This is a genomic window from Pseudonocardia hydrocarbonoxydans (genome assembly GCF_006539565.1).
Lineage (GTDB): Bacteria > Actinomycetota > Actinomycetes > Mycobacteriales > Pseudonocardiaceae > Pseudonocardia > Pseudonocardia hydrocarbonoxydans.
The window spans coordinates 132,053-153,460 of sequence record NZ_BJNG01000025.1; the positions used below are offsets into that span (position 1 = coordinate 132,053).

Sequence of the window (21,408 nt, forward strand, 5' to 3'; positions counted from 1 at the left end):
GGATCAGCTCTCCTGGAAGGGGGCCACGTAGGACTCCCCCTCGGGCGAGGTGAACAGCGGCGCGACCTCGCGGAGGCCGCCCTCGGCCGTCGCGTCGACCTGCGCGATGTAGACACCGCGGGTGGGCGGCGCGCCCGGCGAGCTGTAGTCGAGCACGTCGACCAGGCCCTCGGAGTCGACCTCGGTCAGCGTGGTCAGCGCGGTCTTGACGCCGGCCCGGCTGAGGTCACCGGCCTCGCACGCCGCCTCGAGCACGTTCTGCCACACGACGCCCTCGGTGTAGCCCGTGGTGACGCCCGCGTTGAGCGGGGAGTCCGGGTAGGCCTCCTTGTAGCGGGTGGTCACCTCGACGGCCTTCGGGTTCGGCGAGGAGAACGGCGCGTTGGACGCCGACACGTACAGGTTGCCCAGCGCACCCGCGGCCGGGGTCTCCAGCAGCGCCGGGTCGAACGTCGGGTTGTTGCCCAGGACCGGGACGTTGAGCCCGAGCGCCTGGTTGGCGGCCAGCGCCGAGGCCGTCTGGCCGGGGGTCGTGGTCAGGACGATGACCTTGACGCCCGCGCCCCGCATGCCGGTGACGATGCCGGTGAGGTCGTTGTCGGTGGAGGTCACCTTGGCCTCGTTGATCGTCAGCCCGTGCTGCTGGGCGTAGTACTGCGACCCCTTGAGGCCGTTGCCGCCGTACTCGCCGTCGATGTAGATGTGGCCGATGGTGTCGCCGTCGGCCAGCAGGCCCTGCTGCTGCAGGTAGGCCAGACCGTTGATGATCTCCAGGTCGTAGGTCGTGCCGATCATCATGATGCCCGGGTTGTCGAGCACCTCGGAGCTCCACGACGCCGGGGCGGCGAGCATGTTGTCCTCGATGAGGTTGGGCTCCAGTGCGGCGAGCACCGGCGAGCCCAGCAGCTGGACCATGCCGAGCACGTTCGGCTCGAGCTGCGGGTACAGCGTCTTCGCCACGTCGGCCTTGTAGCCGTGGTCGACGACCTCGATCTCGATCTGGCGGCCGCAGATGCCGCCGGCCGCGTTGACGTCGTCGGCCCACAGCTGGTTGCCGGCGTTGAGGCCCGCGCCCAGGTTCTTGAACACGCCGCTGGTGTCACCCATGATCCCGAGCGTGATCGTGGTGTCGGTGACGCCGACGTCGGTGATGACGCCACCGGCGCCCGCGGTGCCGCCGGCCGTGTCCGCCGTGCTGCCGCACGCGGCGAGCACGAGCGTGCTGGTAAGGGCGCCGGCGATCAGCGCCGACCGCCCGGCTCTACGCGCTGCGATCATGTTCGATCCTCTCGGGGGGTGGTCCGGTCGCCACCATTGGCGGACCGGGCATCTGGGGAGCGGCGGCTGGTCAGCCGCCTGCCGATGGCGGCGATGCCGCCGGGTTCGAACAGGATCACCAGCACGATCGCGGCGCCGTAGACGAACGCGCTCACGACCACGGCGCTGAACCCGCCGAACTGCGCGTCGGCGAACCAGCCGAACTGCTGGGAGCCGAGCAGGAAGAACTGCTGCAGGCCGAACACGATCGTCGCGCCGACGACGGCACCCGGTACGGACCCGAGACCGCCGATGATCACGACGGCCAGGAACGCGATCGCGACCGTCAACGAGTAGGTGCCGGTGAACTCGTTCTCGTCGGGCTTGACGAGGTCGAGCCACAGCGCCGTCATGACGCCCGCGAGCCCGGCGAACGCCGAGGAGATGACGAACGCCCCGGCCTTCACCCGGGTGACGTTCACCCCCATGGAGGTGGCGGCGGCCTCGTTGTCGCGCACCGCGCGCCACGACCGGCCGATCCGGCTGTTGACCGCGCCGCGGGCGAGGAAGTAGCTCATCAGCGCGAACGCCAGGAACAGGTACCACAGGCGCTGCTGCTTCTGGATCGCGACGCCGGCGATGGTCGGGGCGGGCTGGGAGTTGGCGAACTCGAAGCCGAACAGCTCGAACACCGGCGCGTTGCGGCCGCTGGAGGTGCCGCCGGAGAACATGTCGAGCGACTGGCCCAGCCACAGCCCGAGGAACACCAGCGACAGCGACGCGACGCCCAGGTAGATGCCGCGCAGGCGCCCGGCCACCGGCGCGAACGCCAGCCCGACCAGTCCGCAGAGCACGATCGCCCCGATGACGGCGACCAGCGGCGGGAGCCCGAGCCCGACGAGGTCCGCGGACTCCTCCGGGTCTCCGGCCAGCACCGCGTAGCCGACGGCGCCGACGAGCAGGAAGAACGGGTGGGCCAGCGAGAGCTGCCCGGCCTGCCCGACCAGCAGCGTCAGCCCGATCCCGCCGACGGCGCCGATGAGGATGTACTGCGCGAGCTTGAGGTAGGCCACGCCCCCGTTGCCGACGAGCACCGGCAGCAGCAGGAGCACGACGATCAGGGCCGCGGCGGCGGCGATCTTGAGCCAGTTGCGCCCGGCCCCGGCCGTGGGGGCGGGCGGGGCCGTCGCGGGTGCGGCGGGCGGGGTCATCGTCTCAGACACGACTGAGCTCCTTCGTGCCGAACAAGCCGCTCGGTCTGATCACCAGCACCACCAGCATCACCAGGAAGACCGCGCTCTTGGAGAACTCGAAGGAGATGTACTGCGCCGACAGCGCCTCGGTGAGCCCGACGACCAGCCCGCCGACGACGGCGCCCTCCGTCGAGTCCAGCCCGCCGAGGATCGCGGCGGGGAATGCGATCAGGGCGATCGCGTGGGTGCCTCGGCCCAGACCGGCGCCGGAGAAGTCCTGCGTGGCCATGAACAGCACCGCGACGCCCGCGAGAGCGCCGGCCACCAGCCACGCAGTGGCCGTCACCCGGGAGCTGCGGATGCCCATCAGCGCCGCGGCCTCCCGGTTCTCGGCCTGCGCGCGCATCGCGACGCCCCAGTTGGAGTAGCGGAACGCCAGCAGGAACGCCGTGATCAGCACCGCGCCGACGACCAGCGCGATCGCCTGGGTGCGGAAGATCGTGAGGTCGCCGATCCGGATGGGCTGCGAGTCGTAGGGGTCGCCGATGAACGGGATGTCGGCACCGACCCGGCGCACGACCTCCTCGGTGATGATCACGTCGATACCGATGGTGAGCAGCGCGAGGCTGTTGTGGTCGGCACTGGTCGCGTTGCGCAGCAGCAGCCGCTCGATGGCCAGCGCGGACAGTGCCGCCGCCACGATGCCGACGACCGCGGCTCCCGCCCAGCCGAGGGCGTCCTTGAGCTCGTAGACCAGGTAGCCGCCGATCAGCACGAGCGAGCCGTGCGCGAAGTTCACCACCTCCGTCGCCTTGAAGATGATCACGAACCCGAGCGCGAGGAGCGCGTAGACCGCGCCCTTGCCCAGGCCGTTGACCAGCAGTTGCAGGAAGGTGTTCATTCCGCGGCCTCCTCGGCCTCGGTGCCCAGGTAGGCGCGGATGACATCGGGGTCGGACTGGACCTCGGCGGGCAGGCCGTCGGCGATCCGCTTCCCGAAGTCCAGGACGGTGACGCGGTCGGCGATGCCCATGACCAGGCCCATGTCGTGCTCGACGAGCAGGACGGAGATGCCCAGCGCGTCGCGCAGGTCGCTGATCGTCACCGCCATCTCGGCGGTCTCGGTGGCGTTCAGGCCGGCCGCGGGCTCGTCGAGCAGCAGCAGGGTGGGTTCGACGGCGAGCGCGCGGGCGATGTCGACCCGCTTCGCCACGCCGTAGGGCAGGGCGGCCACCGGCACGTCGAGCCGGTCGGCCACACCGAGGAAGGCGCAGATCTCCTCGACCCGGGCGATGTGGCGGCGCTCGGTGCGCCGGCCGAGCCCGAGCCCGCCGGAGAGGAACCCGCCCCGGGTGAGGACGTGGCGCCCGAGCATCACGTTGTCGCGGACGGTCGAGCCGGGCGACAGCGCGATGTTCTGGAAGGACCGTCCGATGCCCATCGCGGCGAGCCGGTGCGGCGCGAGCGAGGTCAGCACGTCGTCGCCGAGCCGGACCCGGCCCTCGGTGGGCCGGTAGAGCCCGCTGATGACGTTGAAGCAGCTGGACTTGCCCGCTCCGTTGGGCCCGATCAGGGCGTGCACGGTGCCGGGCTCGACGGTGAAGCTGACGTGGTCGAGCGCGGTGATGCCGCCGAAGCGCAGCGTCACGTCGTCGACGGTCAGGGGGCGGACGCCCTCCCGGAGCTCGACGGAGGCGGCGGCGGTCATCCCGTCCACCTCGACAGCGTGCGGGTCGAGCGGTGCGCCCGCGCCTCCGCCTCCTCCGACTCGGCCTGCGCCTGCGACTCGGCGTGGCCGCCCAGGTAGAGGCGCTGCACGTCGTCGCTGGCGGCGAGCTCGGCGGCCGGGCCGGACAGCGCGACGCGGCCCACCTCGAGCACCACGGCGTGGTCGGCGACCTGCAACGCCATCGTCGCGTTCTGCTCGACGAGTACGACCGCGGTGCCCTGCTCGTGGATCTCCCGGATCACCCGGGCGATCCGGCCGACCATCTGCGGCGCGAGCCCCAGGGAGGGCTCGTCGAGCAGCAGCAGCCGCGGGTCCGACATCAGCGCCCGCCCGATCGCGAGCATCTGCTGCTCACCACCGGAGAGCAGCCCGGCCCGCTGGCCCGCGCGCTCGGTGAGCACCGGGAACAGCCGCTCGATGCGCTCGCGGGCCGAGCTCCTGGCCTCCGCCGAGCGGGCCCCGAGGCCCCCGGCGCGCAGGTTCTCCTCCACGGTCATGCGGGCGAACACCTGCCGGCCCTCCGGCACGGCGACGACACCGGCCCGCACGATCAGCGCCGGATCGAGCCGGTCGATCCGCTCGCCGTCGAACACGATCTCCCCGGCGGACACCGCGCCGCGGTGCAGCGGCAGCGTGCCCGACACGGCCCTCAGCAGCGTCGACTTGCCCGCTCCGTTGCCGCCGAGCACCGCCAGCACGCCGTCGGCGGGTACCTCCAGGTCGACGCCGGACAGCGCCTCCACCGATCGCCCGTAACGGACGGACAGCCCTCGCGCGCTCAGCACGGTCGTTCCCGAACCACGTCTCGGCCCCCTTGCCCACCACCCCCGGACGGAGTAGCGGGGCCATCGTGTGTTCCGGACCACCCTTCAGGCACCCCCACGTGGAGAGGGAGGCGGGAAAGATGACCGTCCGTTACCTCCGGAGAGTCACGATCGACGACCGGGGCGTCAGAGCAGGCCCGCCTCGCTGGCCTTCCCGATGGCCTCGACGCGGTTGCGGGCGCCCAGTTTGTGCAGGGCCGACTGCAGGTAGGTCTTCACGGTGTTGCGGGCCAGGCCGGTGGACTCGGCGATCTCGGGGTTGGTGCGGCCCTGCGCGGCGAGGCGCAGGACCTCGTACTCACGCCGGGTGAGGCCGCTACGGGCCAGGGCCGCCTGGTTGCCCGCCGTACCGGGCACCATTCGTGGATCCGACACCCGTTCGCCGCGCAGTACGCGACGCAGCGCAGCCACCAGGTCGGTGGCGGCGGCGTCCTTGAGCAGTGCCCCGTGCGCGCCCGCGTCGAGTGCCGCCTGGACGCCGTGGTGGTCGCCGTGGGCGGTGAACACCACGACCTTCGCCTGCGGGCAGCCCGTCCGCAGCCCGGCGACCACCTCGGGGGCCAGCATGTCGGGCAGCCGCAGGTCCAGCAGGACGAGATCGGGCCGCAGGCCGGGGGCCCGCTCGAGCGCCGTGCGCCCGCTCTCCGCGGCCCCGACCACCACCAGCGACGGCTCGCCGCGCAGCAGCAGCGCCACCCCGTCACGCACCACGGGATGGTCGTCGACGACCATCACCCGCGACGGGCTCACCGGGGCACCGGCAACAGCATCCGCAACGTCGTCCCGCCGTCCTCGTCGTGGACGAGGCTGACCCGTCCGTCCAGTCGCGCCGCCCGCTCCACCAGCATCCGGATGCCCAGCCCCGAGCCGTCGGCCGGGTCGGCCGCGCCGCCGTCGGCCGGCGACCCGTCGTCGGCCACCGCCACCTGCACGCCGCCGTCGACCATCCCCAGGCTGACGACGACCGTCGCCGCTCCCGCGTGCTTCTCGGCGTTGAGCAGCCCCTCGCGGACCGCGCCGATCAGCAGGGCGGTGCGCTCGGCGTCGAGCGGCTCGACCTCGCCCAGCTGCACCAGCCGCGCCGGGACGCCGGTGCGGGCCTCGAAGCTGCGGCAGTGCTCGGCCAGCTCCACCGGCAGCGCCCGCTCCGGGCTGGACTCGGCCAGCGCCAGCAGCGACTCGCGCAGCGCGAGCGACGCCGCGGACACGTCGGACTCCAGCCGCCCCAGCCGGGTGCTCAGGACCGGGTTGTCGGGCACCGTCGTGCGCAGGTCGCGGACCTGCGCGCCGATCGAGAACAGCATCGCGCCGACGGAGTCGTGCAGCGAGGCCTGCATCCGCTGGCGTTCCGCGGCGACCGCGGTGGACCGCCCCGCCTCGGCGCGGTCGGCCAGGCGCAGCGCGCGCGCCGCCTCGCGGGCCACCGCCTGCACGGCCCCCACCGCGTCGTCGCCGAACTCGCCGGGACCGCGCAGCGCCGCGTAGGCGACGGCGACGGTCTCGACCCGGCCGTCGCGCTCGGCCAGCACCGGCACCGCGAGCATCGCCGACATCGCCTCGCGGCGCACCATCCCGTCGAAGTGGTGGGTGATGCTCGAGGAGGTGACGTAGTCGCTGACCCGCACCGGCTGCCCGACGGCGAGCACCCGCCCGCCCACGCCCTGCCCGACCGGTACCGCGAGGTCCTGGAGCGAGTCGGTGCGGTTGCCGGCGATCCAGCGGATCACGGCCTGCGCCGGCCCGTCGAGGTCGGCGACGAAACCGGCGTCGGCGCCCGCGGCGTCCCGGATCAGGCTGGCGGTGCCGCGCAGGGCGAGCACCCGGTCGAGCACGGAGAGCAGGCCGTCGCGTTCGGCGAGGAGCGCGTTGAGCGCGTGCTCCTGCTCGCGGGCCCGCTCGGCGGCTCGGTCGCTCGAGGGCATCCGCGGACGATCGCACACCGGGACCCCCGCGCGACACACCCGCATGCAGAGGCCCGCACGGTCAGCCGGCGGGCGACTCCCGGTCGCCGTCGACGGGCGTCAGGCCCGGCGCGGGCGACGGGGGCCGGACGGGCTCGGCGGCCGGGGCCCGGTCCGGCGGTCGGGGCACCTGGCGTTCCCGGAGGCGGACCGCCCGGCCGACGACGAGACCGACGACGACGGCGACGACGCACCACGCGGCGATCGCGACGACGATCCACCAAGCCACGGCCGTGTCACCCCGCTCCCGAATCCGTCCCGAGTGTCACCCTCGACTCCGTTCCGTGCACGTCCGGCCACCCGAAAGGTACCGTTACGCCGGATCATCCGACGTCCGGAATCGCGGGGCCGAGCAGGTCGTCGGCGTCGACGATGCGGTAGGCGTAGCCCTGCTCGGCGAGGAAGCGCTGCCGGTGGGCGGCGTAGTCGGTGTCGAGCGTGTCGCGGGAGACCACGGAGTAGAAGTGGGCCTGCCGCCCGTCGCCCTTGGGCCGCAGCAGCCGCCCGAGCCGCTGGGCCTCCTCCTGCCGCGACCCGAACGTGCCCGACACCTGGATCGCGACGCTGGCCTCGGGCAGGTCGATGGAGAAGTTCGCGACCTTGCTCACGACCAGCACCGGGATCTCGCCCTGCCGGAACCGCTGGAACAGCGCCTCCCGCTCCTTGTTGCGGGTGGAGCCCTGGATGACCGGGGCGTCGAGGGTCTCGCCGAGCTCGTCGAGCTGGTCGAGGTAGGCCCCGATGACCAGGGTCGGCTCGCCGGGGTGGCGCTCGATGATCGACTTCACGACCGCGAGCTTGGTGTGCGCCGTGGACGCCATCCGGTAGCGCTCCTCGGCCTCGGCGACGGCGTAGGACATGCGCTCGGCGTCGGTGAGGGTGACGCGGACCTCGACGCAGTCGGCGGGGGCGATCCAGCCCTGCGCCTCGATGTCGCGCCACGGGGCGTCGTAGCGCTTGGGCCCGATCAGGGAGAACACGTCGCCCTCGCGGCCGTCCTCGCGCACCAGCGTGGCGGTGAGCCCCAGGCGGCGGCGGGACTGCAGGTCGGCCGTCATCCGGAAGACCGGGGCGGGCAGCAGGTGCACCTCGTCGTAGACGACCAGGCCCCAGTCGCGGGAGTCGAACAGCTCCAGGTGGCGGTACTCGCCCTTGGTCTTGCGGGTGATCACCTGGTAGGTGGCGATGGTGACCGGGCGGATCTCCTTGCGCTCCCCCGAGTACTCGCCGATCTCGTCCTCGGTGAGGCTCGTGCGCGCGACGAGCTCGCGCTTCCACTGCCGCCCCGAGACCGTGTTGGTCACCAGGATCAGGGTCGTGGCCTGCGCCTGCGCCATCGCTGCCGCGCCGACGAGCGTCTTACCCGCCCCGCAGGGGAGCACGACCACCCCGGATCCGCCCGCCCAGAACCCCTCGACGGCCTGGCGCTGGTAGTCGCGCAGCGTCCAGCCGTCCTCGGCCAGCGAGACGGGGTGCGCCTCGCCGTCGACGTAGCCCGCGAGGTCCTCGGCAGGCCAGCCGATCTTGAGCAGCGCCTGCTTGAGGTGCCCGCGCTCGGAGGGGTGCACGACGACCGTGTCGTCGTCGACGCGGGCACCCAGCAGCGGGGCGATCTTCTTCTGCCGGAGGACCTCCTCCAGCACCGCCCGGTCCAGCGCGACGAGCACCAGACCGTGGACGGGCGACTGGGTCAGCTGCAGCCGCCCGTAGCGCCCCATCGTGTCTACCACGTCGACGAGCAGCGGCTGCGGCACCGCGTAGCGGGAGAAGCGCACCAGCGCGTCGACGACCTGCTCGGCGTCGTGCCCGGCCGCGCGGGCGTTCCACAGCGCGAGCGGGGTGACCCGGTAGGTGTGCACGTGCTCGGGCGCGCGCTCGAGCTCGGCGAACGGGGCGATCGCGATGCGGGCGGCCGCGGCGTCGGGGTGGTCGATCTCGAGCAGGAGCGTCTTGTCGGACTGGACGATGAGCGGACCATCGGTCACGGTGGGTGTGCCTCCGGGCGGGCGGGGTTGTGACCGGCGTCTCGGTGAGCGGCGCCCGGTCGTCGACCGGCGGCCGCCACGACGGCGGGGGTGACGCCGGGGTTGGGCTATGCTCGGCGCGCACCATCTGCGAGAACGCACGAGTCCCTCGACGATCATACCCGCTCCGAGCGGCCGTGGCCCTGCCCCAGGGGGCCGCGTGTCGCGCCGGCCCGGGTGCACGGAACGACGCGGATGCCGACGACCCGGCGGCCCGCCCACGACAGAAGGCGCGCATGCCCGACCCGAAGCCAGGAACACCGCTCCCCCGACCCGACCGGCGGCCACCCACCGCCGCTGGAGAGCGTTTCGGCTCCCTCGGTCTCGCCGTCGGGCACCTCGGCGTGCCAAGGTTCGTCGGATCGTCGCCGGCAATCCTCAGGGGGACGTTGACGTGACCACCACCGAGCTCGGGGCCCCGTGGTCCGAGCGGCTGAACCCGCGTAACTGGTCCCTGGCGTGGAAGCTCATCGCCATCGGGCTGGTGCCCGCGCTGCTCGCGCTCACGCTGGGCGTGCTGCGCATCGCCGACCAGGCGGGCGACGCGGCGACGCTGGGCACGAGCAACCGCCTGCTGGAGATCCGCGGCCAGGTCTCCACCGCGGCCGACTCGCTGCGCCAGGAGCGCGACGAGGCGGCGCTGTTCGTCGCGGGCGGCCGTGGCGAGGACCGCGGCGTCCTCGACGTCGGGGTCGGCCAGACCGACGCCGACGTGCAGCAGGCCGTCGACGCCGTCGCGGGTGCGGAGGACTTCGACACCACCACCCGCACCGCACTCGCCGCCACGCAGGACGCGCTCGCCGGGCTCACCGCGCTGCGCGGCGACGTCGCGACCGGGCCCGACACCGTCGCCGACCCGATCGTGCAGCGCTACTCCGCCGTGATCGCCCAGGTCGACGGCCTGGAGCGGGCCCTGCTCCGGCAGCTGCGCACGCCCGACGTCGCCGGTCTCGCCGACGCCCTCACCGCCGCGACCGCGGCCCGCGAGCAGCTCGCCGTCCAGCACACCGTGCTCGGTGCGGCGATCCGCGCGGGGCAGCTCCTCCCGACCGACGTCGAGGCCAGCGGCGCGGCCGACATCCGCCTGGCCACGGCGTACGGCGCCTATCAGGTCGCGCTCACCCCGGAGCAGCTCGCGCGGTTCGGCACCTTCGACGGCGCCGACGCCAACGCCCAGCGCATCGCCGTCCGCGACGCCATCCTCGCCACCCCCGAGGAGCGGCCGGTCGTGGTCGACCCGGCCCAGTGGGACGCCGCGTACACCACCGCGCTCACCGCGGTGCAGAACTCCGCCGGCCTGATCGGCGACGAGACGGTGGCCCTGAGCACCGCGGCCGAGGAGCGGGCCAGCAACCTGGCCGGCATCAACTCGGTGATCCTGATGCTCGGCCTGCTGGTCGGCATCACGATCGCGATCCTGGTCGCCCGGGCGCTGGTCCGGTCGCTGCGCGTGCTGCGCACCGCCGCCCTCGACGTCGCGGAGCGGCGCCTGCCGCAGGCCGTCGAGAGCATGCGCGCGGGCGACACGCCCGACGTCACCGTCGACCCGGTCCCGCTGAACACCCGCGACGAGGTGGGCCAGGTGGCCCGCGCGTTCGACGCGGTGCACGGGCAGGCCGTCCGCCTCGCCGCCGACCAGGCCGCCCTGCAGACCAACGTCAGCTCGATGTTCGTCAACCTCTCCCGCCGCAGCCAGGCGCTGGTCGAGCGGCAGCTGCAGCTCATCGAGCAGCTGGAGAGCAACGAGCAGGACCCCGACCAGCTGTCGAACCTGTTCCAGCTCGACCACCTCGCCACCCGCATGCGGCGCAACTCGGAGAACCTGCTGGTCCTCGCGGGCACCGACCTCGCCAAGCGCAACATCGCGCCGGTCCCGATGGTCGACGTCCTGCGCGCGGCGGTGTCGGAGATCGAGCAGTACCAGCGGATCGTGGTGCAGGCCCCGCCCACCACCTCGATCGTCGGGCGCGCCGCGAGCGACCTCGTCCACCTGCTGGCCGAGCTGCTCGACAACGCCACCAACTTCTCCCCGCCCGACTCCCAGGTCGTCATGAGCACCACCCGCACGGCGGAGGGCGACATCCTGGTCGAGATCGCCGACCGCGGCGTCGGCATGGTCGACTTCGAGCTCGCCGACGCCAACCAGCGCCTCGGCGGCCCCTCGGCGGTCGACGTGTCCGCCTCGCGGCGCATGGGCCTGTTCGTGGTCGGCCGCCTCGGCACCCGCCACAACATCCAGGTGCAGCTCAGCACGTCCTCGACGGGCGGCGCGGGCACCGGTCTCACGGCCTCGGTCACGGTGCCCGCCCAGCTGGTGCCCACCACCGAGCGCGAGCCCGCCCGGTCGGTCCCGGCGCTCACCCCGGGCGCCTCGGGCCCGTCGGCGTTCGACGTGCCCCCGCAGCGCGGTGGCAGCAACGGCCGCCCCGGCTCGCTGTCGTCGCTGGTCGCCGGCACCGACGGCCCGGCCACGCCGGCCTCGGCCTTCGACCCCGGACCCGGCGGGTACCCGCCGGTCAACGGCTCCGCCGCCACCCCGTCGCTGCCCACCCGGCGTCCCGGCTCGTCGCTGAACCCGGACGGTCCGCCGTCCGTGGCCGAGCAGGCCCGCCAGGACCAGCTCGCCGCCGAGCGGGCCGCGGCCGAGCGGGCCGCGCAGGCCCGGACCGGCCCCGCCGACCCCGCCGACCCCGTCGACCCCGTCGACCCCGACGACCTCGACACCGGCACCTCCGGGCCGGCCGGCGACGGGTCCGGGCACGACGAGGACGACGCGCCCGGCACCCCCGACGACACCGCCACCACCGCCTACCCGGTCGTGGCGCCGCGGGAGCCCTCCCCCGCCGAGACCGGGCGCGCCCGGCACGTCCTCGCGGGCGAGCCCGACGACGAGGTGTCCGGCACGACCGCGGACGCCGAGGGCCACTCCGACGACGAGCGCGGACCCGGCCTCGCGGCCGGCGCCGCGGTCGCCGGTGTCGCGGCCGGTGCGGCCGCCACCGCGGCTCCCGACCGCTCCGACGACGGCTCTCCCGAGGCCCCGCCCGCCTCGGAGCACGACGGGTCCGCCGCCGCGACCGGGGCGATGGCGCGCGATCCGTGGCCGCGCGGCGGCCCGCCGCACGACCCGGCCGGTCGTCCGGGCGCGGTCAACGGCCGCGTGTCGCACCCCGACGGCGACGCCGCCGACCTTCCCGCAGCCGACCTTCCCGCAGCCGAGCCGCCCGCCACGGACCAGGCGGCCCCGTCCTCCCTGCCGCAGCGCCGGCCCTCCCCCGGGCGTCCCGCTGCGGGCGAGCAGCCGGCGCCGGCGACGGCCCCGATCCCGGCCGTCCCGGCCGCGGAGCCGTCCACGGCCGTGTCCGACGGGCTGTTCGCCCCGGCGACACCGGCCGGCGCCGAGGTCGCGCCCGCACCGGAGACGGTCACCCCCGAACCGGCCGCCGCGGGGCGGCCCGAGGGCAGCGGGTTCGAGCTGGGCGAGACGACCCCGATCTTCGAGGAGATCGCGTCGGCATGGTTCCGCTCCAACCGGCCGCTCCCGGTCGACTGGGAGGCCGAGGCCCGTTCGGCCGGGCCCGCGGCGGACTCCCGCCCGCGCCAGCCCGCGGCGATGCCGCCGCCGGCCCCGTCCACGCGCCCCGGCCCCTCGGCCCGGCCGGTGCCGCCCGCGGTCCAGCCGGGCCCGCAGCAGCGCACCGCGCAGCCGGGCCAGGTGTCCCAGCCGTCGGAGTCCCAGCCGTCGATGCCGCAGCAGCCGGTGTCCCAGCAGCCGTACCCGCAGCCCGCGGACCCGCAGCCCGCGGACCCGCAGCCCGCGGCCGTGCAGCCGCCGGTCGCCCAGCCGCCGACCGTGGCGCGGCCGCAGGCCCCCCACCAGCCGGCCCCGATGCCGCCCCGGTCCGCGCCGGTCGCTCCCCCCGTGGGCGCACCGGCACCGGAGCCGACCGCGGCCCCGATGCCGGCCCCGGCGATGTCGGCCCGCCCGGAGCCGAGCGCGTTCTCCAGCCCCGCCGACGAAGGCTGGCGGGCCGCCGACAACGCCGCCCCCACCGCCGACCGTCCCGACGAGGTCACCTCGGCCGGGCTGCCGAAGCGGCGCCCGCGGGCGCGCCTCGTGCCCGGCAGTGCCGGATCGGCGGTGCTGGCCCCGTCCGTCTCCTCCGCGCGCAGCGCGGAGAGCGTGCGCGGCCGGCTGGCCAGCTACCAGCAAGGTGTCCGTCAGGGGCGCGAGAGCAGGTACCGCGGCGATGTCGCGAACGGTGCCACCGAGTCCGCCCACGCGGGCGGGAACCACGACGAGGAGCGACAGTGACAGCGTCACAGACCCAGCCGAGCCGGTTCGGATGGCTGGTCACGAACTTCGCCGAGCGGGTCCCCGGCGTCGCGCACGCCATCGTGGTGTCCGCCGACGGACTGCTGCTCACCAGCTCCGACCGGCTGCCCCGCGACCGTGCCGACCAGCTGGCCGCGGTGGCGTCCGGCCTGGTCAGCCTCACCCAGGGCGCCGCACGCTGTTTCGACGCGGGCGGCGTGGTGCAGACGGTCGTGGAGATGGATCGTGGCATCGTCCTGCTGATGTCCATCAGCGACGGGTCGTGCCTGGCCGTGCTGGCGTCACCGAGCTGTGACATCGGACTGATCGGATACGAGATGACCCTGCTGGTCGACCGCGTCGGCCAGCTGTTGACCCCCGAGCTTCGGGCCGAGCTGCAGGGCTCCTTCGGGCCCTGAGACCGACCCGTCCCGCAGAGTCCGACCACAGCAGCAACGTCCGGTAGAAGAAGGCAGGTGAAGTCCGATGACCTCCGGTCCCGACGACGAGCGCCGGCAACCCTCGGAGCCGACTTTCGCCGACGTCATGAACGGCTTCAGCTTCGACAGCGCGCGTCCCTCGCGCCGTCGCAGGTGGGGGCGCCGCCGCGACGAGACGCCCGAGCAGGCCCCGGAGCCGAGCTCGGCCGCGCCCGTCGCGCGCCCGGTCGTCGAACCGGTCGCACCCGGCCCGCTGACCGGACCGATCGACATGCAGGTCACCGACGCCGACCAGTTCGGCTCTGGAGGAGGCGCGGCGGCCGTCCGGCCCTACGCCTGGACCCGCGGACGTACGAAGTCCGGCTTCGACCTGGGCATCGAGACCCTCGTCTCCACCAGCCAGCGCGGCCGTGACCAGATGGGCCTCCTGCAGGTCGAGCACCGCGCCGTCGCGGAGCTCTGCGAGGCCGCCCGCTCGGTGGCCGAGGTGGCCGCGCTGCTGTCCCTGCCACTGGGCGTCGCCCGGGTGCTGCTGGGTGACATGGCCGGCCTCGGCGTCGTCACCGTGCACCAGACCGCGAGCAGAGCCGGCAACGCGCCGGACCTCGCCCTGATGGAAAGGGTTCTGAGTGGACTCCGTCGGCTCTAGGCCACAGACGATCGCCACCTCGGCGACGATCTCGGCCAAGATCGTGGTGGCCGGGGGATTCGGCGTCGGTAAGACCACGTTCGTCGGCTCGGTCTCCGAGATCGTCCCGCTGACCACCGAGGCGGTGATGACCGAGGCCAGTGCCGGTCACGACGACCTCACCGCCACCCCGAACAAGACCACCACCACGGTGGCCATGGACTTCGGCCGCGTCTCGCTGGACAAGGAGCTGATCCTCTACCTGTTCGGCACCCCCGGGCAGCACCGGTTCTGGTTCATGTGGGACGACCTGGTGCGCGGCGCGATCGGTGCCGTCGTCCTGGTCGACACCCGGCGGCTGGCCGACTCCTTCGCGGCCATCGACTTCTTCGAGGACCGCGGTCTGCCCTACGTCGTCGGCCTCAACTGCTTCGACGGGCTCCAGCAGCACCGCATCGAGGACGTGCGGGAGGCGATGTCGATCGACCCGAACGTCCCGATCATCACCTGCGACGCCCGCAACCGGGAGTCGACGAAGAACGCGCTGATCGCCCTGGTCGAGCACGCGATGGCGCACCGGATGGCGGCCCGCGCCCACTGACCCCCGGTCAGTCCTCGACGAGCGCGATCGAGGTGATGCGGTGCAGCGGCACGCGGTGCAGCCCGCCGTCACCGCGGTCGCGGCCCTCGACGACCCCGCCACCGACGCTGAGCGGCTCCAGCACGCGCTCCCCGGCCACGCCGTGGCCGTCGACGAAGCCGAGCCAGACGGTGAGGCGTTCCTGCGCCGCCCGGCGCAGCGTGTCCAGCGTGCTCGACCGGCCGTTCGTCGTCCCGCGGCGCACGCCGGTGAGCGCGTCGCCCGCCCGCATCCGCGCCACCAGGGCGGAGAGCTGTGCGGGATCGGGCTGCGGGGGGCGTCCGCGTTCGGGTGAGCGCCGGGCCGGGGTGGTGCGGCGGCCGCGGGCGGCCAGGTCGAGCACGGCGCCGCCGGTGTCCTCGGCCGCGGGGGTGAACCCGGCCGCGCGCAGCCCGTCGAGCAGCTCCACCAGGGGCAACGGGCTCACCACCACGGTCGGGGCGATGCGGCGCAGCTCGAGCCCGCCGGTGTCCGGATGGGCCAGCACCTCGGAGATCAGCACCTCATCGTCGGAGCGCAGGAACGCCGCGGCCGCGCCGCCCCGCAGCCGGCCGTGGCGGCGCGCGACGTCGTCGACGAGATAGGTCAGGCCCTGCGGCACCGGCGTGGCGGAGCGACGCCGCAGCAGCTCGTGCAGGTCGGCGGCGCTGCGCCCGGCGTCGAGCGCACGGCGCACGGTGGCCTCGGTGAAGCGGTACACCGTCGCGCCGCCCGCCGACTCCACCTCCGCCACCAGGTCGAGCTCGCGCGCCAGCTCCGGCTCCAGCGGCCCGGGGGCGACGGCGGTGAGGTCGGCCTGGAGCAGGACGTGGTCGACCGGCTCGGGCAGCGTGGCCCGCAGCGCGGCGACGATCCGGTCCGGGTCCTGGAGCACGGCCCGCCCGGGGGTGGACAGCGCGTCGAGGGCGACCACACCGAGCACGGTGCCCTCGGTGACGGTCCAGCCGACGACCTCGTCGCGCAGCCGGCCGCCGCGGCGCGGGGCGCGCCAGGCGAGCAGGTCGGCGAGCGCGGCGGGCGAGGCGGGGGCGGTACCGGGCGGGAGCTCGGCGAGCCCCGCGAGGACCCGACGACGGTCGCGGGGCGCCAGCGGGCGGCGCACGGCGTCGGCGAGCGCGTTGATCGGCCGCCCGGCGTCGTCCTTGCGGCCGACCAGCCCGGGCAGGCGCGGCAGCGCCAGCCAGGTGCGCGCCAGCAGCGACCACCGCACCTCGGGGCCACCGGCCAGCCAGACGTCGGCCGCGGTGGTGGGCACGAACTCCGCGGGGACCCCGTCGGTGGCCCCGACCAGGTCGGCGGCGAGCAGGACCTCCACCAGCAGGGCGGCCGTGGGCTCGTCGACGTCCATCTCCCGGGCCGCGCGCCGCAGCTCGCGCACGCCCAGCCCACCGGAGCGCAGCACCGGCGGCGGGGTCCGTCCCCAGAGGGCGAGGAGCAGCTCGACCTGGCGCAGCACACCCAGCGCCGCGCCGGCCGCGGTGCCGTCGACGACGGCGACCCCGCGGTCGCGGGCGCCGATGTCGGGCGGGGTCGTCGCCACCGTGCCCAGCGGGCGGTCGCCGCGCAGGGCGAGGCCGACCTGGCGGGGCAGCTCGACGGTCTCGGGGTCGACGCGCAGCAGCAGACCCCGCGCGAGCAGGCGCCCGACGGGGGTGTCGCCGGTCGCCCGGCTGCGCCCGATCGGCGGGCCGGCGGCCAGCGCGTCGAGCACGCGCCGCTCCTCGTCGTCGACGCCCGCGAGCAGCTCGGGCAGCGCGGACGACCCGGCGGGACCCGAGGACGGCCGGCCCAGCCCGCCGGGATGGCGGGGCACGACGTCCCGGACCCCCGCGACGACGGACAGCTCGGCGTCGGCACCCCAGGCGAGCGCGCGGGCGCGCAGCGCGTCGAGGGCGTCGGTCAGGACCGCGGCGGGGACGTCGGGGCCGAGCAGTCGGGCGATCTCGGCGCGCGGCACCGGAGCGGTGTCGGCGTCGGCCACGGCGAGGGCCTCCAGCACGGCCAGGGTGACGGTGTCGAGCTCGTCGCAGGCGCGGTGGACCGAGGCCCGGATCGCGGCGCGGGTGGCGAGGACCGTGAGGTCGGCGGGCGGGGGCACCCCGAGGTCCGGCCGCAGCGCCAGGAGCCGGGCGAGCGTGTCGTCGTCCTGGGCGCGCAGCCAGTCGACCAGCGGCGTGGGCACCGGTCCACGGTAGTCGGTGCCATGGGCGATACTGGCGGTCGACCACCGACATCGGGAGGAACCGTGGCGAAGGCCGCCCCCGCAGGACGCATCGACCCCACCTGGCCGGAGCTGCCGGAGGGCGAGCACCCCGTCACCGAGCTCGCGAGCCCCGTGCAGGGCTCGCTGTCCCCCTTCGGCGACGTCGAGTTCCCGCTGGCCGAGGTGCCCTACGTGCATCCCGTCACGGAGATCAACCGCTGACGGTCGCCGGGCTGCTGCTGGCGGCCGGCGCCGGACGGCGGATGGGCCGCCCCAAGGCGCTGGTCGAGCTGCACGGCGAGCCGCTGGTCCGCCGGGCGCTGCGCGTGCTCGCCGACGGCGGTTGCGGGCCCCTGGTCGTCGTTCTGGGCGCCGCGGCCGACGAGGTGCGCGCGCAGCTGCCCGACGGCGTGCGCGCGGTCGTGGCGGACGACTGGGCGTCCGGGATGGGGGCGTCGCTGCGGGCGGGTCTCGCCGTGCTCGACTCCGACGCCGCGCTCGTCCACCTGGTGGACCTGCCGGGCGTCACCGCGGCCGCGGTGGAGCGGCTCGTGGCCGACCCGGTCGGCCCGCACACGCTGCGTCGCGCGGCCTACGGGGGCCGTGCGGCCCATCCCGTGCTGCTCGGCCGGGACCACTGGGACGCCGTCGCCACGTCCGCCACCGGTGACGCCGGCGCGCGCGCCTACCTCGGCGGGCACCCGGACGTGGAGCTGGTGGAGTGCGGTGACGTCGCGGTGCCCGAGGACGTCGACACCCCGGAGGCGCTGGCGCGCTTCGCCGGGTCCTGACCCGCGGTCCGTACGGCGTGCCGGGGCCGTAGGGTCTGCCGCGTGGAGCTGACGCACGTGGACGAGGCCGGCGCGGCCCGGATGGTCGACGTCACCGGCAAGGAGGCCACCGCCCGCACGGCCGTGGCCACGGGGGTGCTGCGCACCACCGCGGAGGTGGTGGAGCTGTTGCGCCGCGACGGGCTGCCCAAGGGCGACGCGCTGGCCACCGCCCGCATCGCCGGGATCATGGGCGCCAAGCGCACACCGGACCTGGTGCCCCTGTGCCACCCGATCGCGCTCAGCGGCGTCGTCGTCGACCTCGCCCCCGACGGGGCCGAGGTCCGCATCCGGGCCACGGTGCGCACCACCGACCGCACGGGGGTCGAGATGGAGGCGCTCACCGCCGTCGCGGTGGCCGGGCTGGCGCTGCACGACATGGTCAAGGCGGTCGACCCGGCCGCGGTGCTCGACCACGTGCGCGTCGAGCGCAAGGACGGCGGCAAGACCGGCACCTGGACGCGTCCGGAGGACCGCGCGTGAGGCGCGCCCGGGTCGTGACGGCGTCCAACCGCGCCGCGGCGGGCGTCTACACCGACCGCGGCGGGCCGCTGATCACCGCCTGGCTGCGCGAGCGCGGCTACGAGACGCCCGACCCCGAGGTCGTGCCCGACGGCGAGCCCGTCGGCGCGGCGCTGCGCGCCGCGGTGGCCGACGGCGTCGACGTCGTGATCACCACGGGCGGCACGGGCATCTCACCGACCGACGCCACCCCGGAGGTGACCCGCGGCGTCCTCGACTACGAGGTGCCCGGGCTCGCCGACGCGATCCGGGCCGCGGGCGCGCCGATGGTGCCCACGGCCGTGCTCTCCCGCGGCCTGACCGGCGTCGCGGGCCGCACGCTGGTCGTGAACCTCCCCGGATCGCCAGGGGGAGTTCGCGACGGTCTCGGCGTGCTCGCGGGCGTGCTCGACCACGCCGTGGACCAGCTCAGAGGAGGCGACCACACATGACGATCGTCCTGCGTGCCGCGGTGGGCGAGGAGCCCCTCGACGTGGCGGAGCACGCCGCACTCGTCGACCATGCCGCGGCCGGGGCCGTGGTCACGTTCGCCGGGGTCGTGCGCGACCACGACGGCGGCCGCGGGGTGCGCGGGCTGGAGTACAGCGCGCACCCCACGGCCGGGGCCGTCGTGGCGCAGGTGGCCGCCGACGTGGCGGCCAGGGCCACCGGCGTCCGCGCGATCGCGGTGAGCCACCGGGTCGGCCCATTGGGGATCGGCGAGGTCGCGCTGGCGTGCGCGGTCGCCGCCGATCACCGCAAGGAGGCGTTCGACACCTGCGCCGAGCTCGTCGAGGAGGTGAAGCGCCTGCTGCCGGTCTGGAAGCACCAGGCGTTCACCGACGGGTCCGACGAGTGGGTCAACTCGACCTGACCGGTCAGACGTTGATGACCTGACCGACGCGCAGCACGTTCGGGTTGCTGAGCACGTCGTCGTTCTGGGCCCACAGCTGCTGCCAGGTGGTGCCGTTGCGCGCGGCGATCTTGGAGAGCGTGTCACCCGCCCGGACGGTGTAGTTCCCACCGCTCGACGACGAGGGCGCCGCGGCGGGGGCCGGGGCGGCGGCGGGCGCGGAGGCGCGCACGCGGGTCGGCTCGGCGGCGCTGTTGAGGCCGAGCTTGCGGGAGCAGGCGGGCCAGGCGTTCCAGCCCTGGGCGGCCAGCGTGCGCTCGGCGACGGCGATCTGCTGGCTGCGGCTGGCCTGGTGCGGCATGCCCGTGCCGCCGAAGGCGCGCCAGGTGGTGGGGCTGAACTGCAGGCCACCGTAGTAGCCGTTGCCGGTGTTGATGCTCCAGTTGCCACCGCTCTCGCACTGCGCGAGGCGGTCCCAGTCGGAGTCGGGGGCGGCGTTGGCGGTTCCGGCGAGGGCGACGGGGGCACCCACGACAACTGCGCCGGCCACGGCCAGCCGCAGGAGACTTCGGCCCGTGCTGAATGCAGGTCGAGAAGTCATTTTCAATGCTCTCCAATTCGCGCCGTATCGGAGGACGTGATCGCTCGCGGCAGGGAGTGATCCGCGAGCGCGCCCAGTGCCGAATTCGCGTCCACCGTCGTGCAGTGGCCGGAGAAACGGCGCCCTCATCCCTGTCCCGTGATCATCTCGACGGACCGGAGCCGCGGGACAGGGTGTGGCGCGACGGTTCCGGATGCATTTCCGACCGACCCTGGCGGGACGGCCGAGCAGCGACGCTACGAGCCCGAACGGCGGAAAAGGCAATCCACGGTGGAGTGACGATCGTCACGGTAACGGCAGCATTACGGGAGCGATAGGTCGATATCGCCTGGTCACGGGCACAACATCACGGCTCGATCACGGCGAACCCATTATGCCCAAAGTGGAAGTATTACCGAACGCGTCACACCGCAGGTGGGACACAGCGTCATCACCCGTGCACCCACCGCATGTGGTGCGCGCCGCCCGCAGTGGCCCACGCCTCCGCGTTCCGTCATGCTGGAGGGGTGACTGACAGCCCCGCGGGCCCGGCGGAGTCCCCCGCCGCGCTGGCCGCCGCCCTGCGCTCCACCGGTTATCTCGCCGACGACGGACTGGCGACGGCCACGTTCCTCGCGATGCGGATGAACCGCCCGCTCTTCTGCGAGGGCGAGCCCGGTACCGGGAAGACCGCACTGGCGCAGGCGCTCGCGCAGGTGCTCGGCGCGAAGCTGATCCGGCTCCAGTGCCACGACGGCATCGACGCCGCCCAGGCCCTCTACGACTGGGACTTCCCGCGCCAGCTGCTGCACCTGCGCGCGCTGGAGGCCACGGCCGGGGAGAACCCGCTCGACACCGAGGCCGTCGAGGCCTCCCTCTACGACCCGCGCTTCCTGCTGGCCCGCCCGATCCTGCAGGCGCTGCAGACCACGCCCAGCGTCCTGCTCATCGACGAGATCGACCGCGCCGACGACGAGTTCGAGGCCTTCCTGCTGGAGGTGCTCACCGAGCACGCCGTGACGATCCCGGAGATCGGCGAGGTCCGCGCCACCGTCCCGCCGCTGGTCGTGCTCACCTCCAACCGCACCCGCGAGGTGCACGACGCCCTCAAGCGCCGCTGCCTCTACCTCTGGCTCGACCACCCCGACCTGGCGCGCGAGATCGAGATCCTGCACTCGCGCCTGCCCGGGGTGCCCGAGCGGCTGGCCGCGCAGGTGGCCGGGGCGGTCCGCGCGCTGCGCCAGGCCGACCTCCTCAAGCCCCCCGGCGTGGCCGAGACCATCGACTGGGCGCGCGCGCTGCAGCTCGTCGGCGCCACCCACCTCGACGTCGACAGCGCGGCGGCCACGCTCGGCGCCGTGCTGAAGTACCGCGAGGACGCCGACCGCGTCCGTAAGCAGCTCGACACGCTCCTCGCCTCCTGACGGGCCC

The 21,408-nt window shown here is 74.6% G+C and carries 21 protein-coding genes; 10 read left to right on the plus strand and 11 right to left on the minus strand.

The genetic code is table 11. The features are described 5' to 3' along the window. Window positions 1-3: 3 nt before the first annotated feature. The 9 genes from PHY01_RS15765 to PHY01_RS15805 all read right to left on the minus strand — a co-directional run bounded on the left by PHY01_RS15765 (window position 4) and on the right by PHY01_RS15805 (window position 8,948). Complete coding sequence (locus PHY01_RS15765; RefSeq protein WP_141279420.1) at window positions 4-1,278, minus strand: ABC transporter substrate-binding protein; 1,275 nt, start codon at window positions 1,276-1,278, stop codon at window positions 4-6. Further along, entirely contained in the window at window positions 1,275-2,480 is a 1,206-nt protein-coding gene (locus PHY01_RS15770; RefSeq protein WP_246085926.1) for a branched-chain amino acid ABC transporter permease, read from the minus strand. Before PHY01_RS15770 ends, PHY01_RS15765 begins: the two co-directional genes overlap by 4 nt. Beyond that, window positions 2,473-3,351, minus strand: a complete 879-nt coding sequence (locus tag PHY01_RS15775) for a branched-chain amino acid ABC transporter permease (RefSeq protein WP_141279421.1) — start codon at window positions 3,349-3,351, stop codon at window positions 2,473-2,475. Before PHY01_RS15775 ends, PHY01_RS15770 begins: the two co-directional genes overlap by 8 nt. Continuing rightward, window positions 3,348-4,157 carry an ABC transporter ATP-binding protein gene (locus PHY01_RS15780; RefSeq protein ID WP_141279422.1) on the minus strand — a complete coding sequence of 270 codons (810 nt, stop codon included), beginning with the start codon at window positions 4,155-4,157 and terminating at the stop codon, window positions 3,348-3,350. Before PHY01_RS15780 ends, PHY01_RS15775 begins: the two co-directional genes overlap by 4 nt. Continuing rightward, entirely contained in the window at window positions 4,154-4,963 is an 810-nt protein-coding gene (locus tag PHY01_RS15785) for an ABC transporter ATP-binding protein (protein ID WP_141279423.1), read from the minus strand. The genes PHY01_RS15780 and PHY01_RS15785 overlap by 4 nt, the downstream gene beginning before the upstream one ends. Window positions 4,964-5,128: 165 nt before the next feature. Then, window positions 5,129-5,734, minus strand: a complete 606-nt coding sequence (locus PHY01_RS15790; RefSeq protein WP_141279495.1) for a response regulator — start codon at window positions 5,732-5,734, stop codon at window positions 5,129-5,131. Window positions 5,735-5,748: 14 nt separating this feature from the next. Beyond that, window positions 5,749-6,924: a GAF domain-containing sensor histidine kinase gene (locus PHY01_RS15795; protein ID WP_141279424.1), complete on the minus strand. Its 1,176-nt coding sequence runs from the start codon at window positions 6,922-6,924 to the stop codon at window positions 5,749-5,751. Window positions 6,925-6,985: 61 nt separating this feature from the next. Next, complete coding sequence (locus PHY01_RS15800) at window positions 6,986-7,192, minus strand: hypothetical protein (protein WP_141279425.1); 207 nt, start codon at window positions 7,190-7,192, stop codon at window positions 6,986-6,988. 94 nt (window positions 7,193-7,286) lie between these two features. After that, window positions 7,287-8,948, minus strand: coding sequence for a DNA repair helicase XPB (locus PHY01_RS15805; RefSeq protein WP_141279426.1), 1,662 nt, complete (start codon window positions 8,946-8,948; stop codon window positions 7,287-7,289). A 433-nt stretch (window positions 8,949-9,381) separates the two neighbouring features. Here PHY01_RS15805 and PHY01_RS15810 point away from each other — a divergent pair, with 433 nt between their 5' ends. The 4 genes from PHY01_RS15810 to PHY01_RS15825 all read left to right on the plus strand — a co-directional run bounded on the left by PHY01_RS15810 (window position 9,382) and on the right by PHY01_RS15825 (window position 14,971). Beyond that, complete coding sequence (locus tag PHY01_RS15810) at window positions 9,382-13,302, plus strand: nitrate- and nitrite sensing domain-containing protein (RefSeq protein WP_170183831.1); 3,921 nt, start codon at window positions 9,382-9,384, stop codon at window positions 13,300-13,302. Further along, window positions 13,299-13,721 (plus strand): roadblock/LC7 domain-containing protein, encoded by a 423-nt coding sequence (locus PHY01_RS15815; RefSeq protein WP_141279428.1) that lies wholly within the window; start codon window positions 13,299-13,301, stop codon window positions 13,719-13,721. The genes PHY01_RS15810 and PHY01_RS15815 overlap by 4 nt, the downstream gene beginning before the upstream one ends. Before the next feature lie 67 nt (window positions 13,722-13,788). Further along, on the plus strand, window positions 13,789-14,391 hold the full coding sequence (locus tag PHY01_RS15820) for a DUF742 domain-containing protein (protein ID WP_141279429.1): 603 nt from the start codon (window positions 13,789-13,791) through the stop codon (window positions 14,389-14,391). Continuing rightward, the gene (locus PHY01_RS15825; RefSeq protein ID WP_141279430.1) at window positions 14,372-14,971 is read left to right on the plus strand and encodes a GTP-binding protein; all 600 of its coding nucleotides are present in this window, start codon (window positions 14,372-14,374) and stop codon (window positions 14,969-14,971) included. The genes PHY01_RS15820 and PHY01_RS15825 overlap by 20 nt, the downstream gene beginning before the upstream one ends. Before the next feature lie 7 nt (window positions 14,972-14,978). Here the strand turns inward: PHY01_RS15825 and PHY01_RS15830 are convergent, their stop codons facing one another. Then, window positions 14,979-17,192, minus strand: a complete 2,214-nt coding sequence (locus tag PHY01_RS15830; protein WP_141279431.1) for a helicase-associated domain-containing protein — start codon at window positions 17,190-17,192, stop codon at window positions 14,979-14,981. A 63-nt stretch (window positions 17,193-17,255) separates the two neighbouring features. On the opposite strand from PHY01_RS15830, the gene PHY01_RS15835 reads away from it, so the two are divergent. From PHY01_RS15835 to PHY01_RS15855, 5 genes are read left to right on the plus strand one after another with little or no spacing between them, the layout of a single operon-like run. After that, window positions 17,256-17,435 (plus strand): hypothetical protein, encoded by a 180-nt coding sequence (locus PHY01_RS15835; protein ID WP_141279432.1) that lies wholly within the window; start codon window positions 17,256-17,258, stop codon window positions 17,433-17,435. Continuing rightward, a complete protein-coding gene (locus PHY01_RS15840) occupies window positions 17,432-18,004 on the plus strand; it encodes a nucleotidyltransferase family protein (protein WP_141279433.1) in 573 nt (190 codons plus the stop codon). Before PHY01_RS15835 ends, PHY01_RS15840 begins: the two co-directional genes overlap by 4 nt. 42 nt (window positions 18,005-18,046) lie before the next feature. Beyond that, a complete protein-coding gene (gene moaC, locus PHY01_RS15845; protein ID WP_141279434.1) occupies window positions 18,047-18,526 on the plus strand; it encodes a cyclic pyranopterin monophosphate synthase MoaC in 480 nt (159 codons plus the stop codon). Then, window positions 18,523-18,996 carry a MogA/MoaB family molybdenum cofactor biosynthesis protein gene (locus PHY01_RS15850; RefSeq protein WP_141279435.1) on the plus strand — a complete coding sequence of 158 codons (474 nt, stop codon included), beginning with the start codon at window positions 18,523-18,525 and terminating at the stop codon, window positions 18,994-18,996. The genes moaC and PHY01_RS15850 overlap by 4 nt, the downstream gene beginning before the upstream one ends. Continuing rightward, window positions 18,993-19,418: a molybdenum cofactor biosynthesis protein MoaE gene (locus PHY01_RS15855; RefSeq protein WP_141279436.1), complete on the plus strand. Its 426-nt coding sequence runs from the start codon at window positions 18,993-18,995 to the stop codon at window positions 19,416-19,418. Before PHY01_RS15850 ends, PHY01_RS15855 begins: the two co-directional genes overlap by 4 nt. A 4-nt stretch (window positions 19,419-19,422) precedes the next feature. Here the strand turns inward: PHY01_RS15855 and PHY01_RS15860 are convergent, their stop codons facing one another. Continuing rightward, window positions 19,423-19,929, minus strand: a complete 507-nt coding sequence (locus PHY01_RS15860) for a LysM peptidoglycan-binding domain-containing protein (RefSeq protein ID WP_307723974.1) — start codon at window positions 19,927-19,929, stop codon at window positions 19,423-19,425. A 518-nt stretch (window positions 19,930-20,447) separates the two neighbouring features. On the opposite strand from PHY01_RS15860, the gene PHY01_RS15865 reads away from it, so the two are divergent. Further along, window positions 20,448-21,401, plus strand: coding sequence for an AAA family ATPase (locus PHY01_RS15865; protein WP_141279440.1), 954 nt, complete (start codon window positions 20,448-20,450; stop codon window positions 21,399-21,401). The last annotated feature ends 7 nt before the right edge of the window (window positions 21,402-21,408 follow it).